We start from the raw sequence: 16,602 nt of genomic DNA on the forward strand, positions 1-16,602 counted from the left end.
TCGTGATGAGCGCTTGCGCGAAGAACAGACAACCGTGATCGCGCTGTCCCGCATCTTCCGTCGCACGCCGTCGCTGCGCACGCGGGTGGCGTTCGCCACCGCGATCGCGGCTGCGATCGTCGTGGGCATCGTCGGCGCCGTGGTGTGGGTGGGGATCACCAACGATCGCAAGGAACGGCTGGACCGCCGCCTCGACGAAGCGGCGGGCTTCGCCATCCCGTTCCTGCCCCGCGGCCTCGACGAGATCCCGATGTCGCCCAACGACCAGGACGCCGTCATCACCGTGCGCCGGGACGGTCAGGTGACGTCGAACTCCAACGTCGTACTGCCCGAGCTGGAACCGGGCTACGCCGACACCTATGTCGACGGCATCCGGTATCGGGTCCGTACGGTGCAGCTGTCTACCCCGGAACCGATGTCGGTGGCCGTCGGCGCCACCTACGACGCGACGATCGCCGACACCAACAACCTGCACCGCCGGGTGCTGATCATCTGCACGCTGGCCGTCGGGGCGGCGACGTTCGGTGGGTGGCTCCTCGCGGCGTTCGCGGTGCGGCCGTTCAAGCGGCTGGCCCAGCAGACCCGCCAGATCGACGCCGGCGACGAGGCGCCCGACATCGACATCCGCGGCGCGACGGAGGCGGTCGAGATCGCCGACGCGATCAAGGGACTGTTGGAAAGGGTGTGGGAGGAGCAGGGCCGCACGAAGGCGGCGCTGACGTCGGCCCGCGATTTCGCGTCGGTGTCGGCGCACGAGCTGCGCACCCCGCTGACCGCGATGCGTACCAACGTCGAGGTGCTCGCGACGCTCGACCTGGCCGAGGACCAGCGCAAGGAAGTCGTCAACGATGTGATCCGCACCCAGTCCCGGATCGAGGCCACGCTCGGCGCGCTGGAGCGGCTGGCCCAGGGCGAGTTGTCCACCGAGGACGACCACGTGCCGGTGGACATCACCGAGCTGCTCGACCGCGCCGCACACGACGCGATGCGCGTCTACCCCGACCTCGAAGTGTCCCTGGTGCCGGCCCCGACCGTGATCATCGTCGGGCTGCCCGCCGGGCTGCGCCTTGCGGTGGACAACGCGATCGCCAACGCCGTCAAGCACGGTCGTGCCACCCGCGTACAGCTGTCGGCGGTCAGCTCCCGCGACGGGGTCGAGATCGCGATCGACGATGACGGGGTCGGCGTTCCCGAGGCGGAACGCAAGGTCGTGTTCGACCGATTCTCACGCGGGTCGACAGCGTCGCGCACCGGTTCCGGGCTCGGGCTGGCCCTGGTTGCCCAGCAAGCCGAATTGCACGGCGGCACCGCATCTTTGGAGTCGAGCCCGCTGGGCGGCGCACGTCTGCTGCTGCGCCTGCCCGGCCCGCGCTGACCCCGCCGAAGGTCAGCGGGTCGCGAGCAGATCGATGACGAAGATGAGGGTCTTGCCCGAGAGGCGATGCCCGCCGCCCGCGGGACCGTAGGCCTGCTCCGGCGGGATCGTCAGCTTGCGTCGGCCGCCGACCTTCATGCCGGGGATGCCGTCCTGCCAGCCCTGGATGAGGCCGCGCAGCGGGAACTCGATCGACTCACCGCGGTTCCAGGAGCTGTCGAACTCCTCTCCGGTGTCGTACTCGACGCCGACGTAGTGCACCTCGACGTTGGCACCGGGGACCGCCTCTGGGCCGTCGCCGACGACGATGTCCTCGGTCACCAGTTCGGTTGGCGCCGGGCCGTCTGGGAATTCGATCTCGGGTTTGGTAGCCATCTGCCCACCCTAGACGGCAGACGGATCGGCGAAATGACTGCACACTGGTATGCGTGGCTACTGATCAGGACATCCTCAAGCAAGTGAACGAACTCGTCTCCGAGGAGAAGGACCTGCGGGACAAACTCCAGCATCACGAGATCGACGAGACCGAGGAGCACCGCCGCCTCAAGGCGCTCGAGGTTCAGCTCGATCAATGCTGGGATCTGCTGCGCCAGCGGCGCGCGCTGCGCGCCAGCGGCGGCGACCCGCAGGATGCGTCGGTACGTCCCGAGAGCGAAGTCGAGGGCTATCTCGGCTGAGTTACTGAGAGCCGTCGGGCGGGCAGTTGATGGACACCGAGGCAACAGGTGGAGCCGACGTATCGATGCCGGTGACGGTGCATTGCGACAGCGGGATGTTCGACGGCTCCCCCGCCACCCAGTTGACCTGAACGTCGAAGCCCGCATTCGCCAGCTGGCGGATGGTGGCGGCAGGCGACTCGGTGCCGGCTTCAGGCAGCTGGGCGACAGCGGCGGGCGCTGTCGCCGTCGCGGCGATGACTCCTCCGCACGCCAGAACCGTTGCAAGCCAACGTGTCATAGCCCGAACCTTTCGTCATGACCATGCGGTGTGCACAAAAACACCCTGTCACACGGATGTTCGGGCGCGTCGACTTTCGGCGATCCTAGGGTGGCGGCTGCGGCCCGGGTGGCGACGGAGGCTCCACGGGCAGCGGCTTGTTCAGTGAATCGAGTTCGCGCTGCCCGAGCAGACCGCCCTCCAGACCACCGGCTCGATACGTCTCGTACAGCCGCTTGAGGTACTCGACGCCGTTGATGTCGGCGTTCTCCTGGCCCGGCGCGATACCGAACAGCTGCCCCTGACCGGGGGCCGAGGGCACGAGGTTCTGGGGCAGCAGGTACGCGTTGTTGTAAGGGTTCATGTGGATCGGCGCGGCGGGCGCCGCCCCGGGGGCCGCCGGTGCGGCATGCTGGCCCAGCACGAACTCGTTGGCCGTCTGCCCCGACAGGTCGGGCATGGCGGGTATCCCCCCGAAGATCTGCGACGGCGAGTCGCTCTGTGCCAGCGGGAACAGTGCGGTGGCCGGCGGCGGCGCGACACCTGGGCCGGGCGGCGGTACCGGGCCGGGACTCGAGATCGGCCCTAGCCCGGGGATGGATTCGAACGGTAATGGATTCGGCGGGGCGGGCGCGGGCGGAGGTGGCAGCGGCGGCTGAGCCGACGCCGTCGCGGACCCGATGAGGTAGGCACCTGCGGCGCCCACGAACGCCGTCAGCGCGAGACCGGCCCTGTGCACCACGTCAGACCGCTTTCGTCACGCCGTAATAGGCGACGATGTCGTCAGCGGCGTCGGTCGAGCTGGTCAGCACCGCGTAGGACCGCAGGAAGGACTGTCCGACACAGCCATCGACCTTGATGTGGACGTCCTTGACCGTGACGCGCGGATTGGTGCCCTCGAATGACTTCTGCGTCAGCTGGACCGTGGTGACCTCGCCCGGCTGCGGGAACACTTCGATCTGGGCCGAGACGGGGAACTGGATTCCGACGTTGTTACCCGACATGCCGAGCATGGGAGTGAAACCCGCGGAGCCGTTCAGCTTGACCACGTTGAGCGAGATACCGCAGCCGATCTGGTAGCCGACCTCGAGCGTGCCTCCACTGGTGGGAGCCGTACCCGCACCGGCCACGCTGCCCTCGAACGTGGCCGCCACCAAGTACTCTCGCGACGACAGCGCCGTGGTCAGCGGAGCGACAGCCACCTGGAACTCGTCCTTGGCCGACACGGACAGCTCCCAACCGTCGGGAGTCACGACGACTCCCGGCGGTCCCGACGGGACGGCGCCGTTCGGAATCGGCGGCGCACCGACGTCAGCGACCGGCTGGACACCGGGGGTCGGCGGCGGTGCCGGCGCCGGTTGAGCCGACGCGATCGGCGCAGGCGCCGTCCACAGCGCGGCAGCGACCATTGCGGTCGCCACTCTCACACACGTCGAACGCACGTCACACCACCTTGACCTGACCGGTGTACGTGACGATGTCCGATGTGTCGGCGGTGGAACTGGTCAACGTCGAGTACGACTGCAGGAAGGACTGGCCGACGCACCCGTCGACCCTGACTCGGAATCCGGTGACCGTCACCCGCGCCTCGTTGCCCTTGAATGTCTTCTCCCCGACCGGGACCAACGTCACGGTGCCGGGACGCAGGTTGATCTTGATCTGGTTGTTCACCGGGAACACCACCTGCCCGAGGATGTTCGCGGTGTCGAACTGCTGGTTCGCGCCGACGCTCGTGAGCACCTCGACCGGTCCGCCGATGATCCCGCAGCCGATCCGGTAGCCGACCACCAGCGAGCCGCCGGAAAGCTCGGTGCTGCCCTGGCCCGTGACGGTGCCGGTGAATGTTCCGCCGACGACATACTCGCGCGACGTCAGCGCCGTGGTCAGCGGCGCCACCGCAACCTGGGTCTCATCCTTGGCGCCCGCGGTCAACTCCCAGCCGTCCGGCGTCTTGAGATAGCCCGACTGCGCCGACGGGACCGCATCCGGCGCCGGGGCGACGGCACCGGGATCAGGCGGCGGAACGGGCTGCGCGAGCGCCACCGGAGACAGTCCCAGCGGCGCGAGTACACAGCACACTGCCGCCGCAGCGGACCAGACACGCATCGGAAAAGAGCCCTCCCCCATTGTCGATTACGCAAGAATAATCGCGGCCGTGGATTTCCGGACAGCTAACGCCCGGAGAATACTTAGGTCAACTTTCAGACACCGAAGCATTGATCGCCCGGCCACCTGCGGGTCACCGTGCGGTCATGATCCGGTGACACTGGAACCCGATCGTGTACATCCGCATTCGACGAGGGCTCGGGAGGACGTCATCACCGGTTTCCGGGTATCCACCGCGTGCGCCGCGATGTGCGCGACGGCTGCGATTTTCACGCCGAACGCTGCGGCACAACCGGCGCCGCCTGCCGAACCCTCCGGGCAGGCGGCCGCGCCGTCGGTCGAGCCGGCGCTGGTGGACGCCACGCCGGAGGCAGTCGCGGCGTGCCGGCAGTTCGCCCGTGCCCTGGATACCGCCGCGGCCAGCTATTCGGAGTTCGCCAACGTCCTCGCGATCGGCGAGACCGTCCCCGACTACACCGACCCGATCCTCACAGCGAACAACTCCTACGGGCGCGTCGGCCTACGGGAGGCGGCGAGCACCGCGCTGACCGCCTCCCGCACCCCGGGGCTGAATCCGGCGATCGCCGCCCCGATGCGCTCGTGGTCGATGGGCGCGATGAAACTCATGCTGCTGATGGGACTGCGCGCCGACGTCGACCGGTTCAACAACGCCGCCACCGAGCTCAACACCCACACCGAGGCCGCACAGATGGCGTGCGCGGAAGCGGGAACGCAGGCGTAAGGAGACGGCACACTGAGTCCATGGCTGACTCACGCGTCGATGTCGTGATCGTCGGGGGCGGGCACAACGGCCTGGTCGCAGCGGCGTACCTGGCCCAGGCGGGCCGGCGGGTGCGGGTACTGGAACGCCTCGACCACGTGGGCGGGGCGGCGGTGTCGGCCCACGCCTTCGACGGCGTCGACGCCCGGCTGTCGCGCTACTCGTATCTGGTGAGCCTGCTGCCGCGCCAGATCCTCGACGAGTTGGGGGCCCGAGTCAGGCTGGTGCGGCGCCGGTATTCGTCCTACACACCCAATCCGGCCGACGGCGGCCGCACCGGACTGCTGGTCGGGCCGGAGTCGACGTTCGCCGCGATCGGCGCCGGCGCCGACGAGGCCGGATTCCAGGATTTCTACCGGCGCGCCCGTTCGGTGACCACCCGGCTGTGGCCGACGCTGACCGAGCCGCTGCGAACCCGGTCGCAGCTCCACCGGGCCGTCGTCGCCGAGGGTGGACGCGATGCCGACACCGCATGGCGGTCGATGATCGAGCACCCCATCGGGAACGAGATCACCGCATCAGTGGCCGACGACCTGGTGCGCGGCGTCATGGCCACCGATGCGCTGATCGGGACCTTCGCCCGCATGGACGACCAGTCTCTGCTGCAGAACCGGTGCTTCCTCTACCACCTGATCGGCGGCGGAAGCGGGGACTGGGACGTGCCGATCGGCGGTATGGGTGCGGTGACCGGCGCACTGGCAGCGGCAGCAACCGGATTCGGCGCCGAAATCCTCACCGGCGCAGACGTTCACACCATCGATCCGGACGGCGAAGTACGTTACTGGCACGCCGGCGCAGAGCACCGGGTGGTGGCCGCAACCGTGCTGGCCAATGTGACGCCCGCGGCACTGGCACGCCTACTCGGCGAGGACGTCCCCGAATGCGCGCCCGGAGCGCAGATCAAAGTGAATCTGATGCTGCGCCGGCTGCCGCGGCTTCGGGACGAAACGGTCACCCCCGAACAGGCTTTCGGCGGCACCTTCCACATCAACGAGAACTACAGCCAGCTCGACGCCGCATATCGGCAAGCAGTCTCGGGTTCGGCGCCCGATCCGCTGCCGTGTGAGATCTACTGCCACACCCTGGCCGACCCGACCATCCTGTCGGAACCGTTGCGCGCCGCGGGCGCTCACACCCTGACGGTGTTCGGACTGCACACCCCGCACAGCCTGACCACGTCGGGCACGCCGGACCGGCTCCGCGACACCCTCACCTCCGCCGCCCTGACCTCGTTGAATTCAGTTCTCGCGGAACCGATTCACGATGTCATCATGGAGGATTCGGTGGGCCGGCTGTGCATCGAGGCCAAGACGACGTCGGACCTGGAGGACGCGCTGGGAATGACGAACGGCAACATCTTCCACGGTGCACTCTCGTGGCCCTTCGCCGAGGACGACGAAGAGCTGCACACACCGGCGCAGCGGTGGGGGGTCCAGACCAGACACGACCGGATCATGTTGTGCGGCTCGGGTTCCCGGCGGGGTGGCGCGGTGTCGGGAATCGGCGGACACAACGCGGCGATGGCGGTGCTGGAGGGCTAGCGGGACAGTTTGGCGACGATGGAGCCGAGCGTGGCCAGTTCGTGGTCGTCGAGCTCGGCCAGTGCATCGGGCGCGGGATCGTGAACCGCGTCGATCGCGGCGACCATTGCGTGGCCGGCGTCGGTCAGCGACACGATCTTGCAGCGCCGGTTCGACGGATCGATCTGGCGCATCACCAGTCCGCGATCTTCCAGGTCGTTGACCGCGACGGTGGCCGCCGGTGGGTCGACGGTTGCCGCGGCGGCAATCTGCTTGACCGTCAGCGGCGCTCGCCTCAACCGCTGCAGGATGCGGATCCGGCTGAACGGCAGGCCGGACTGTTCGACGACGGCCCGCTTCCAGCCGTCGCGGTTGTCGTGCACCACCGCGGCGAGCTCGTGCCACACCCGGTCTGCGAGCTCTCTATCGGACATTGGCCTCCTCCATGGGCTCCGCCGATCCCGCGATCAGCGGCGCCAGCCGCTCGGCGGAGCGAAGCCCGCGCCGGGACGTCGCGTACACACCGAGCACCAGGATCACCACACCCAGCGCGGCGCATATGAACCACAGCGGCCGCGCGGCGGTGGCGAAGTCGGTCCCACTGCCGGCCATCGCGGCACCGGCCACCGAACCACACAGCGCCACACCGATGCTCACCCCGACCTGACGGCTGGTCGAGGTCACCGCCGAGGCCGCGCCGGCCCGGTCGAGCGGCATGCCACTCACGGCCGCGTTGGTGATGGGGGCGTTGACCATCGAGAAGCCGATGCCGAAGACGGTGAAGACCACCAGCAGCTGCCACACCGGTGTCGTGGCGGTCAGGAAGGTGAGCATCGTCGCCGCCGCGGTGATCAGCACGCCGGCCACCATCAACGACGGCCGGGCGCCGAAGCGACCCACCAGGCGGCCGGACAGCGGCGAGAACACCAGCGCGCCCAGCGCGATCGGCAGGTAGATCAAGCCGGTGTGCATGGCCGAGAACCCGCGCTCGGACTGCAGATACACCGACATCATGAACAGGAAGGCACCCCAGCCGGCGAAGGCGCTGATGGCGGTGATGGTCGCCGTGGTGAACGGGATGCTGCGGAAGAATCGCAGATCCAGGAACGGGTCGTGACGGCGACTCTCGTAGCGCAGGAACGCCGCGAGTGCGAGCACCGCGACCACGGCGATGACGATGACGCGGCTGTGCGTCCAGCCCAGCACCGGCCCTTCGATGAGTGCGTAGACGATGCCGAACAGGAAGAGCACCGCCAGGGCCTGCCCGATGGGGTCGATGTTGCGCATGGTCTGCGACTTGGATTCGGGTACGAACAGCGCGGTGAGCAGAATCGCCGCCGCGCAGATCGGCAGGTTTATCCAGAACACCGATCGCCATCCGATGGAGTCGATGAGCAGTCCGCCGACGATGGGACCGAGCGACATCGAGATGCCGACGACACCGCCCCAGATACCCAGGGCGCGGGCACGTTCCACGCGTCCGGTGAAGATCTGCGAAATGATGGACAAGGCAACGGGATTGAGCATCGAGCCGCCGATGCCCTGCAGGAAGCGGGCGCCGATCAACATGTCGATGGTGGGCGCGAGGCTGCAGGCCAGCGATCCGAAGGCGAACAGGGTGAGCCCGATCTGGAAGACCCGTCGACGTCCGAAGCGGTCGCCGGTGGCGCCGGAGAGCATCAGCAGCGAGGCGAGTACCAGCGTGTAGATGTCGACGACCCACTGCATCTGGGCCGGCGACGCGGACAGATCTGTGCGGATCGCCGGGATCGCGACGTTGACGATGGTCGCGTCCATCGACACGATGAGCAGGCTCAGGCAGCAGGACACCAGAACGACGGTCTTGCGTCTGGCCGTCATCGCGTCGACGACACCTTTATTCATACAACTATTGTGAAACTACAACCGTCCGCGAGGCAAGCTCACGCACTGTGATGTTCGCTGCGCAGGTGCGGTCAGGAACGGCCGGTGATGTCGGCGTAGTCGCGCTCGGTGTAGCCGGTGTAGATCTGGCGCGGACGCCCGATCTTGTTGGGCTCGCCGTGCATCTCCCGCCAGTGCGCGATCCAGCCGGGCAGCCGCCCCAGCGCGAACAGCACCGTGAACATGCGAGTCGGGAAACCCATCGCGCGGTAGATCACGCCGGTGTAGTAGTCGACGTTCGGATAGAGCTTGCGCTCCACGAAGAAGTCGTCGGTGAGCGCAATCTCCTCGAGTTCCTTGGCGATGTCCAGCAACGGGTCGGAGACGCCGATCTTGGCCAGGATCTTGTCGGCCTGCTCCTTGACGATGCGGGCGCGTGGGTCGTAGTTCTTGTAGACCCGGTGGCCGAATCCCATCAGCTTGACGTTGTCTTCGCGGTTCTTGACCTTCTTGACGAAGGTCGCCACGTCGTCGTCCCCGTCACGGATCTTGGACAACATCTCCAGCACCGCCTGGTTGGCGCCGCCGTGCAGCGGACCCCACAGCGCGTTGATGCCGCCGGAGACCGACGTGAACAGGTTGGCCTGCGACGAGCCCACCAACCGGACCGTCGACGTCGAGCAGTTCTGCTCGTGGTCGGCGTGCAGGATGAACAGCATGTCGAGCGCGCGCACGATCTCCGGGTCGACCTCGTAGGGCTCGGCCGGCAGGCCGAACGTCATCCTCAGGAAGTTCTCGACCAGCGTCAGCGAGTTGTCCGGATACAGGAACGGCTGCCCCTCGGACTTCTTGTACGCATATGCCGCGATCGTCGGCAGCTTCGCCAGCAACCGGATGGTCGACAGCTCCACCTGACCGGGATCGAACGGATCCAGGGAGTCCTGGTAGTAGGCGCTCAGCGCGTTGACCGCGCTGGACAGCACCGGCATCGGGTGCGCGTTGCGGGGGAAGCCGTCGAAGAACCGCTTGAGGTCCTCGTGCAGCAGCGTGTGCCGCTGGATCTGAGTGGTGAACTTCTCCAGCTGATCCGCGGTGGGCAGTTCGCCGTAGATCAGCAAGTAGCTGACCTCGATGAACGTCGACTTCTCGGCCAGCTGCTCGATCGGGTAGCCCCGGTAGCGCAGGATGCCTGCATCGCCGTCGATGTAGGTGATCGCACTCTTCGTGGAGGCCGTGTTGACGAACCCTCCGTCGAAAGTCGTGTAACCGGTCTTGGCCAGCAACGAGCCGAGCGCGATACCGTCCGAGCCTTCGGTGGCTTGGACGATGTCGAGTTCGATCTCGCCGCCTGGGTAGTTCAGCGTGGCGTGCTGCCCGGCGTCGGCGTTATCGGCCACTGGGATCCCTTCGTGTCTGGGGGCTGTCGAGGAGTCACGGAGTCTGTCTACAGAAGGTAGTCCCATTCCAGCGGGGACGCCCGCGGGGGGCTGCCACATCGGTCAGACCGGCTGACCGAGCCCCGCGGTCTCGCCCGCGAAGACGGCAAATGTGTCCTCGAAGGCCGCGACGACGTCGTCGACGCCGATCCCCGCGGCCTCCGACGCGGTGTCGGCCAATTCGCGCATCGCCGTCATCAGCAAGGCACCCCACACCGCGGCGAGCAGCTTCACGCGGCGGTCGTCGAGGGTGGTTCCCATCCGCGCGGCAAGGACGGCGTCGACAGCGCTGGCACGGTATTCGACGGTCACCTGGCGCAGCGTCGCCGAGGACATCACGATGCGCAGGATTTGCAGCAACCTCTCGGCCGACAATGCGCCGGTGGTGGCCAGCTGCGTGTTCCTGGCCATCGCCACATAGGCGTGCCGCAGCGCTTCCAGTGGGCTCAGGTGCAGTGGCTGGCGGGACAGTTCCGCGGCGGCTTTCTCCAGAACTTCGTCGATGAGCGCGAGCGCGATGGCGTCCTTGGTGGCGAAGTAGCGGCTGAACGTGCGGGGCGACACGTCGGCGATGGCAGCGATCTGGTCGACGGTGGTGCCGTCGAACCCCTGCCGGTCGCACAGACCGACGGCCGCGTCGATCAGGGTGGCCCTGGTGCGGCGCTTCTTGCGCTCGCGCAAACCCAGCGCCGGCTCCCCCCTGACTTCAGCCACGAACCGGATGGTAGCCCTCCTGATCATGGTGCGGGGGCGAAAATGGCACGTGACGACAATTGTCGGGGGTCGCGATTTGTCCAGGGCAGCCGCGCCGAAACACCTCGCGACACGAGATCCCGGCGAACACTGTCCCGGTCCGATTACGGCTGCAACCGCTCGACCCGTCCATCCTGAACCCGAATACGGTTGTGCACCCTGTTCTCCCGGCCCTGCCAGAACTCGACCACCTCGGCAGCGATCAGGTATCCGCCCCAGTTCGGCGGCACCGGCACCTCGTCGTCGCCGGCGAATCGTTCGGTGACGTCGGCGAGCTGCTGCATCAGCGCCGCCCTCGACGCGATCGGACGACTCTGTTGCGACGCCCATGCCCCCAGCTGGGAGCCCCGGGGGCGCTTGCTCCAGTAATCGGCCGTCGCCTCGGCCGACACCTTGGTGACCCGGCCCCGGACGTGCACCTGCCTGCCCATCAGGTACCACGGGAACGTCGCCGACGCATACGGCTGGGCCGCCAGCTCCTCCCCCTTGTCGGAGTCGTAGTTGGTGTAGAAGGAGATGCCCGACTCGTCGACGCTCTTGCACAGCACGGTGCGGGTGACGGGACGGCCCGCTGCGTCGACGGTGCCGACCACCATCGCGTTCGGCTCCGCGACTCCGGCCTGTTGCGCGTCGGTCATCCACTGGTTGAGCAGCGCGACCCAGCCGCCGTCCAGCCAATCCGCGTCGAGATCGCTGCTGCCGTCCTTCTCCGCCGAGCCGTATTCCACGCGCATCCTTGCCAGGTGATCAGAAGTGCCCACGCGCCAAACGCTACGCCCGATGCGGGTGCAACAATCGGCGCATGACGACTGCGGTGCCGAAAGATTTCGCCCCGGGACTGGCCGGCGTGGTGGCATTCGAGACGGAGATCGCCGAGCCGGACAAGGACGGCGGCGCGCTGCGCTACCGCGGCGTCGACATCGAGGATCTGGTGGCCCAGCGGGTCACCTTCGGGGACGTCTGGGGTCTGCTGGTCGACGGCCGGTTCGGGCACGGACTGCCGCCCGCCGAACCCTTCCCCCTGCCCATCCACAGCGGCGACGTGCGTGTGGACGTCCAGGCCGGCCTGGCGATGCTCGCCCCGATCTGGGGATACGCACCGCTGCTGGACATCGACGACGACACCGCGCGCGACCAGCTGGCCCGCGCGTCGGTGATGGCGCTGTCCTACGTCGCGCAGTCCGCGCGCGGCATCTACCAGCCGGCTGTGCCGCAACGCACCGTCGACGGATGCGACACCGTGACTGCACGATTCATGACCCGGTGGAAAGGCGACCCGGATCCGCGCCACGTCGAGGCGATCGACGCCTACTGGGTGAGCGCCGCCGAGCACGGCATGAACGCGTCGACTTTCACCGCACGGGTCATCGCATCGACGGGCGCCGACGTCGCCGCCGCGCTGTCCGGGGCGATCGGCGCGATGAGCGGACCGCTGCACGGTGGCGCCCCGGCGCGGGTGATCCCGATGATCGAAGAGGCCGAGCAGACCGGTGACGCGCGCGCCGTGGTCAAAGGCATCCTCGACCGCAACGAGAAGCTCATGGGCTTCGGGCACCGGGTCTACCGCGCCGAAGATCCGCGCGCCAAGGTGCTGCGGGCCACCGCCGAGCGTCTGGGCGCCCCGCGTTACGAGGTGGCGGCGGCTCTGGAGCAGGCGGCGCTGGCCGAGTTGCGGGAGCGCAGGCCCGACCGGGCGATCGAGACCAACGTCGAGTTCTGGGCCGCGGTGATCCTCGATTTCGCCGAGGTGCCGCCGACGATGATGCCCGCGATGTTCACCTGCGGGCGCACCGCGGGCTGGTGCGCGCACATCCTGGAGCAGAAGCGGCTGGGCAAGCTCGTCCGCCCCTCGGCGATCTACGTCGGCCCCTCCCCGCGCAGCCCCGAGTCGGTCGAGGGCTGGGATCTCCTGACCCGCGAATGACCGTGACCGGGCAGCGTGCGGTGTTCGCTTCGGCGGCACGCAGTTTCGCGGCCCTGGTGCGACAGATCCCGGGCGACGCGTGGGATGGCCCCGGCCTGGGCGACTGGACCGTGCGCGACCTCGTCGGTCATACCTCGCGCTCGCTGATCACGGTGAGCACGTACCTCAAGACGACTGCGCCGCACGAGGACGTGGTGAGCGCCGCCGACTACTACGCGCAGATGCACGAGTACTCGGCGAGCCTGGGCGCGGCCGCCATCGTCGAACGCGGCCGCCAGGCCGGACGCGACCTGGGTGCGGATCCCGCCGCGGCGATCGACGACCTGGTGCAGAAGGTGCTGGCCGAGGTCGACGCGGTCGACGACCCGCTGATCGAGGTGATCGGCGGGCTCGGCATCCGGCTGAGCAGCTACCTGCCGACCCGGACCTTCGAGTTCGCGGTGCACAGCCTGGACATCGCCCGCGCCGTCGGCGCCGACGTCGTGCCGCCCGCTGATGTGCTCGCCGACGCCGCAGCGCTGACGGCCCGGATCGGGGTCGCGCTGGGTCACGGGCCGACGGTGCTGCTGGCATTGACCGGACGCGCGGAGCTGCCGTCGGCGTTCTCCGTGGTCTGAGGCCGGGCGGCGCCGCCGCGATGATTTTTCCGGCGACGGTGAGTCTGCATCGACGTCCCGACACTCATCCCCCGGAGGTACCAGAGCGATGACCCGACCCGATGAAGCCAATACGCCCATGCTGGTGCCGCACCTCGTCGTCGACGACGCCGCGGCGGCACTCGACTTCTACGCCAAGGCCTTCGGCGCCGAGGAGATGGTGCGCCTACCCGGCCCCGGCGGCAAGGTGATGCACGCCTGCACGCGGATCAACGGTTCCCTGGTGTTCCTCAACGACGACTTCCCCGAGTTCAACGACGGCAAGTCGAGCACCCCGCCCGCTCTCGGTGGTGCGTCGGTGACCATCCATCTGCAGGGCCCAGATGTCGACGGCCGGTTCCAGCGGGCGCTCGATGCCGGCGCCACGGTGGTCAATCCCCTGGAGGACCAGTTCTGGGGTGACCGCTACGGCGTCGTCAGGGATCCGTTCGGCCATCACTGGTCCTTGGCGGAGACCGTCAAGGAGGTCGACATGAACGAGGTGCTGGCACAGATGAACAGCGACAGCCCCGCCTAGCCCGGCAGGTACTGCTGCAGCAGCGCTACGGGCAGACCGTTCGTGGTCGTGATCCCGCTCAGCGCGGCGATGCTCGCCGGTTTCGGGATGCGTTCGAGTTCGGGGGTGTCCGGGTCGGAGGCGTACAGGCCGAACTGCAGCTCGTAGCCTTCCGACCATTCCAGGTTGTCGACGAACGACCAGTAGGTGTAGCCGCGGATGTCTGTCCCGTGGGCGACCATGTCCTGCACCACTGCCACGTGGTTGACGATGTAGGACGGCCGTTTCGAGTCGTCGTCGTCGGCGATCCCGTTCTCGGTGACCCACAACGGTTTTCCGTACGACGCCGCGATCTCGAGGACCTCCCGGAACCCGCCGGGGTCCGTGGGCTGGTTGAAGTCGCTGCACGTCGACTCGTCCGGTGAGCACCGGATCGGGAACCCGCGCAGGAACGGGAAGCCGGGCAGCAGGGCGACGCCGAAGCCCACCATCGGTTGCGAGCCGTAGTACTGGACCCCGAGGAAGTCGACCTTGCCGACCATGTCCGGGTGGATCTCGTCGGCGGTCTTCACACCGTCGAAATCGGCGTCGACCCAGCCGTCGATCACGGCGTTGGGGAACCACTTGTTGTAGTAGTGATTCCACGCGTCGGCAGCCTGCACATCGAGTTCGTTGACGGGATTGGCCGGCCGGGCGGGGATCATGTTGTGGGTGAACCCGACGAACGCGGCCGGGCCGCCCGCGGTGGCGGCGGTGGTGTCCCACGCGTGGATGGCGTCGTAGGCGGCGACGTGACCGATGGCCTGGTTGACCAGGAACGTCGACGCCAGGTCCGGACGGATCACGCCGGGCGGCCAGTTGGGCACCACCCACGGGATGGCGAGGAACTCGGTCAGCACCGGCGAGAAGGGCTCGTTGACGGTCGCCCAGTTGTCCACCTGGTCGCCGTACTTCCATGCGACGTAGGCGGCGTACTTCTCGAACTCTTCGGCCGTCCCCGACGACAACCATCCCGCGGCGGGCGCGGGCAGCCCGAGCTGGATCAGCGGCCTGGCGGTGATGGGGTCATGCACCCACACCGGAAGCGTGAAATGGTTGACGGTGACGAACGGGTCAAGGCCGTGTTGGCGCAGCGCGGCGAACACCGCGCGGTAGTGGTCGACGGCCGCGTGGTCGGCCAGCGCGTCGAGCGCCTCGAGGTCTGCCATGCTGAGAGTGCCGCCCTCGTCGGAGATATCGACTGCGGCAGTGGAGTTCGGGAAGATGCGGCTCCACTCGATGCCCATCCGGAAGGTGTTCATCCCCAGCTCGTCCCGCGCCAGCCCCGCGTCGCTCTCGTAGGCAAGGTACGCCCCCGGACCGTCTTCGGGCACCCCCTTGACCAGTCCGAGGAGCTGGTTCAGCGGGTCGTGCACCCAGCGGTACCAGTCCGACCGGGTGTCCACCGGAACACCGGGACCGCCTTCGGCTTGGAATCCGGAATGGGCCACGCCCCAGCGGAAGTCGTCGGGCAGCGACAGGTCGATCCCCTCGACGGGGGTGACGGTGACGGTCACGGTGCGGGTGATGCCGTGCCCGCCGCCGGGATTGAGGAAGCTGCCGATGATCGGGATGAATCGGAGCCAACCGAACAGGCCGTGCACGTGCAACCCCGCCTGCTCGTCGCTGACGGCGACGGTGAACGTGTCGGTGCCGCCGACCGCAGCCATCGCGTTCATCGGCCGGTAGACGAAGCCACCGTCGGCGTCCACCTCGACGGTGCCCCCGTTGTGCGGTCTGCCGATCACCGTGTAGGTCAGGGCATCTCCGTCACTGTCTTCGACCCCGACGTTGCCGGTGATCCTGACCTCCCCGTCGAAAAGGCTCTGCGTGTAGGGCAGCGGGTTCGTGACCACAGTCGGGGTGTTGTTGAACAGTTCCCGGCGCACCCAGGCCAGCAGTCCCCACGCCGACGGATCGGCCGGCGGCGCGGGTGCACCGGCAGCGAACGGATGAAACAGCGCGTCGATAACGCTGGTCGCCAGATCCACCACGTACGTCACCGCGCTGCGCAGATCGAATGCGGTGGGCCAAGGCCGCCACGACGGCACTTCCGGCGGCGTGATCGTGGTGGTGACGAGATTCGGTGACGGTTCCGGAGCGTCCCGCCGGAGCGCGGCGGTGTCGTCATCGTCGTTCGGGTCTGCGGGAGCAGACCCTGCGGGCGGGTCGACGGACTCGGCAGGCACGGACTCCGCGGTCGTCTGTCGGACGGGCTCGGTGACGGCGACCGGAGCGGCATCGCGAGAAGCGACGTTTCGCCGTTTGGTGGAGACGTCGGCAACGTCCTCGACGGTGTCCTCGGCGGTGTCGCCGGCAACGTCCTCGTCGGCAACGTCGTCGGCTACGTCCGCGTCCTCCGCGTCCTCCGCGTCGACGTCGTCGCCCGCGTCGTCCGAGTCGTCGGTGGCGTCGCCTGCGTCGTCGACGTCGTCGCCGCCCGGGTCGGCGATCTCGTCGGCCGGACTTTGGGACTCGGGTGTCTCCGCTGTCTCGGCGCTCGGCGTCTCGGATGCCGAGTCCTCGGATGCCCATGCCACCCCGGACCCGGTGAACACTGCAGCCCCGACGCCGAAAGCCACTGCCAGGCCGCCGACGCGGCCGACGAACTGCCCAGAATTCATTTTCCCTGCATACCGCCGCCACGCGACAACGGCCGGAGTTTGGCCAAACTTCGCCGCATTGCGCACCCATTCGGTGTGTTTGCGCGATGGCGC

18 protein-coding genes are annotated in these 16,602 nt (G+C 68.1%); 7 read left to right on the forward strand and 11 right to left on the reverse strand.

What is annotated here, in order from left to right; all coding sequences use genetic code 11:
* Positions 1 to 34 precede the first annotated feature (34 nt).
* On the forward strand, positions 35 to 1,375 hold the full coding sequence (locus EL337_RS23565; protein WP_048632945.1) for a HAMP domain-containing sensor histidine kinase: 1,341 nt from the start codon (positions 35 to 37) through the stop codon (positions 1,373 to 1,375).
* A 12-nt stretch (positions 1,376 to 1,387) separates the two neighbouring features.
* Here the strand turns inward: EL337_RS23565 and EL337_RS23570 are convergent, their stop codons facing one another.
* Positions 1,388 to 1,750: an FKBP-type peptidyl-prolyl cis-trans isomerase gene (locus tag EL337_RS23570; RefSeq protein ID WP_048632677.1), complete on the reverse strand. Its 363-nt coding sequence runs from the start codon at positions 1,748 to 1,750 to the stop codon at positions 1,388 to 1,390.
* 53 nt (positions 1,751 to 1,803) lie between these two features.
* Here EL337_RS23570 and EL337_RS23575 point away from each other — a divergent pair, with 53 nt between their 5' ends.
* The gene (locus EL337_RS23575; RefSeq protein WP_048632676.1) at positions 1,804 to 2,052 is read left to right on the forward strand and encodes a DUF2630 family protein; all 249 of its coding nucleotides are present in this window, start codon (positions 1,804 to 1,806) and stop codon (positions 2,050 to 2,052) included.
* A gap of 1 nt (position 2,053) precedes the next feature.
* Here the strand turns inward: EL337_RS23575 and EL337_RS23580 are convergent, their stop codons facing one another.
* From EL337_RS23580 to EL337_RS23595, 4 genes are all read right to left on the reverse strand, one after another.
* Positions 2,054 to 2,332 carry a hypothetical protein gene (locus EL337_RS23580; protein WP_048632675.1) on the reverse strand — a complete coding sequence of 93 codons (279 nt, stop codon included), beginning with the start codon at positions 2,330 to 2,332 and terminating at the stop codon, positions 2,054 to 2,056.
* A gap of 85 nt (positions 2,333 to 2,417) precedes the next feature.
* Positions 2,418 to 3,053, reverse strand: a complete 636-nt coding sequence (locus EL337_RS23585) for a hypothetical protein (RefSeq protein ID WP_232786806.1) — start codon at positions 3,051 to 3,053, stop codon at positions 2,418 to 2,420.
* A 1-nt stretch (position 3,054) separates the two neighbouring features.
* Positions 3,055 to 3,720, reverse strand: coding sequence for an MspA family porin (locus EL337_RS23590; RefSeq protein ID WP_048632674.1), 666 nt, complete (start codon positions 3,718 to 3,720; stop codon positions 3,055 to 3,057).
* Between the two features lie 34 nt (positions 3,721 to 3,754).
* Positions 3,755 to 4,417: an MspA family porin gene (locus tag EL337_RS23595; protein WP_048632673.1), complete on the reverse strand. Its 663-nt coding sequence runs from the start codon at positions 4,415 to 4,417 to the stop codon at positions 3,755 to 3,757.
* Positions 4,418 to 4,571: 154 nt separating this feature from the next.
* Here EL337_RS23595 and EL337_RS23600 point away from each other — a divergent pair, with 154 nt between their 5' ends.
* Positions 4,572 to 5,159, forward strand: coding sequence for an Rv2240c family protein (locus tag EL337_RS23600; protein WP_232786805.1), 588 nt, complete (start codon positions 4,572 to 4,574; stop codon positions 5,157 to 5,159).
* A gap of 20 nt (positions 5,160 to 5,179) precedes the next feature.
* The gene (locus EL337_RS23605; RefSeq protein WP_048632672.1) at positions 5,180 to 6,739 is read left to right on the forward strand and encodes a phytoene desaturase family protein; all 1,560 of its coding nucleotides are present in this window, start codon (positions 5,180 to 5,182) and stop codon (positions 6,737 to 6,739) included.
* On the opposite strand, the gene EL337_RS23610 is transcribed toward EL337_RS23605, so the two are convergent.
* The 5 genes from EL337_RS23610 to pdxH form a co-directional block, all read right to left on the reverse strand.
* Positions 6,736 to 7,152 (reverse strand): MarR family winged helix-turn-helix transcriptional regulator, encoded by a 417-nt coding sequence (locus tag EL337_RS23610; RefSeq protein ID WP_048632671.1) that lies wholly within the window; start codon positions 7,150 to 7,152, stop codon positions 6,736 to 6,738. The genes EL337_RS23605 and EL337_RS23610 overlap by 4 nt on opposite strands.
* Positions 7,142 to 8,578: an MFS transporter gene (locus EL337_RS23615; RefSeq protein ID WP_048632670.1), complete on the reverse strand. Its 1,437-nt coding sequence runs from the start codon at positions 8,576 to 8,578 to the stop codon at positions 7,142 to 7,144. Before EL337_RS23615 ends, EL337_RS23610 begins: the two co-directional genes overlap by 11 nt.
* Positions 8,579 to 8,673: 95 nt before the next feature.
* Positions 8,674 to 9,978 (reverse strand): citrate synthase, encoded by a 1,305-nt coding sequence (locus EL337_RS23620; RefSeq protein WP_083443083.1) that lies wholly within the window; start codon positions 9,976 to 9,978, stop codon positions 8,674 to 8,676.
* 102 nt (positions 9,979 to 10,080) lie between these two features.
* Positions 10,081 to 10,731: a TetR/AcrR family transcriptional regulator gene (locus tag EL337_RS23625; protein ID WP_048632941.1), complete on the reverse strand. Its 651-nt coding sequence runs from the start codon at positions 10,729 to 10,731 to the stop codon at positions 10,081 to 10,083.
* 143 nt (positions 10,732 to 10,874) lie between these two features.
* Positions 10,875 to 11,504: a pyridoxamine 5'-phosphate oxidase gene (gene pdxH, locus EL337_RS23630; RefSeq protein ID WP_048632669.1), complete on the reverse strand. Its 630-nt coding sequence runs from the start codon at positions 11,502 to 11,504 to the stop codon at positions 10,875 to 10,877.
* A gap of 68 nt (positions 11,505 to 11,572) precedes the next feature.
* Here pdxH and EL337_RS23635 point away from each other — a divergent pair, with 68 nt between their 5' ends.
* From EL337_RS23635 to EL337_RS23645, 3 genes are all read left to right on the forward strand, one after another.
* Complete coding sequence (locus EL337_RS23635; protein ID WP_048632668.1) at positions 11,573 to 12,694, forward strand: citrate synthase 2; 1,122 nt, start codon at positions 11,573 to 11,575, stop codon at positions 12,692 to 12,694.
* The gene (locus EL337_RS23640) at positions 12,691 to 13,311 is read left to right on the forward strand and encodes a maleylpyruvate isomerase family mycothiol-dependent enzyme (RefSeq protein ID WP_048632667.1); all 621 of its coding nucleotides are present in this window, start codon (positions 12,691 to 12,693) and stop codon (positions 13,309 to 13,311) included. Before EL337_RS23635 ends, EL337_RS23640 begins: the two co-directional genes overlap by 4 nt.
* An 88-nt stretch (positions 13,312 to 13,399) precedes the next feature.
* The gene (locus tag EL337_RS23645) at positions 13,400 to 13,867 is read left to right on the forward strand and encodes a VOC family protein (RefSeq protein WP_048632666.1); all 468 of its coding nucleotides are present in this window, start codon (positions 13,400 to 13,402) and stop codon (positions 13,865 to 13,867) included.
* On the opposite strand, the gene EL337_RS23650 is transcribed toward EL337_RS23645, so the two are convergent.
* A complete protein-coding gene (locus EL337_RS23650) occupies positions 13,864 to 16,509 on the reverse strand; it encodes a family 1 glycosylhydrolase (RefSeq protein ID WP_048632665.1) in 2,646 nt (881 codons plus the stop codon). The two genes, EL337_RS23645 and EL337_RS23650, sit on opposite strands and share 4 nt — an antisense overlap.
* Positions 16,510 to 16,602: the final 93 nt, after the last annotated feature.

Origin of the sequence: Mycolicibacterium aurum (assembly GCF_900637195.1) — a bacterium.
GTDB lineage: Bacteria > Actinomycetota > Actinomycetes > Mycobacteriales > Mycobacteriaceae > Mycobacterium > Mycobacterium aurum.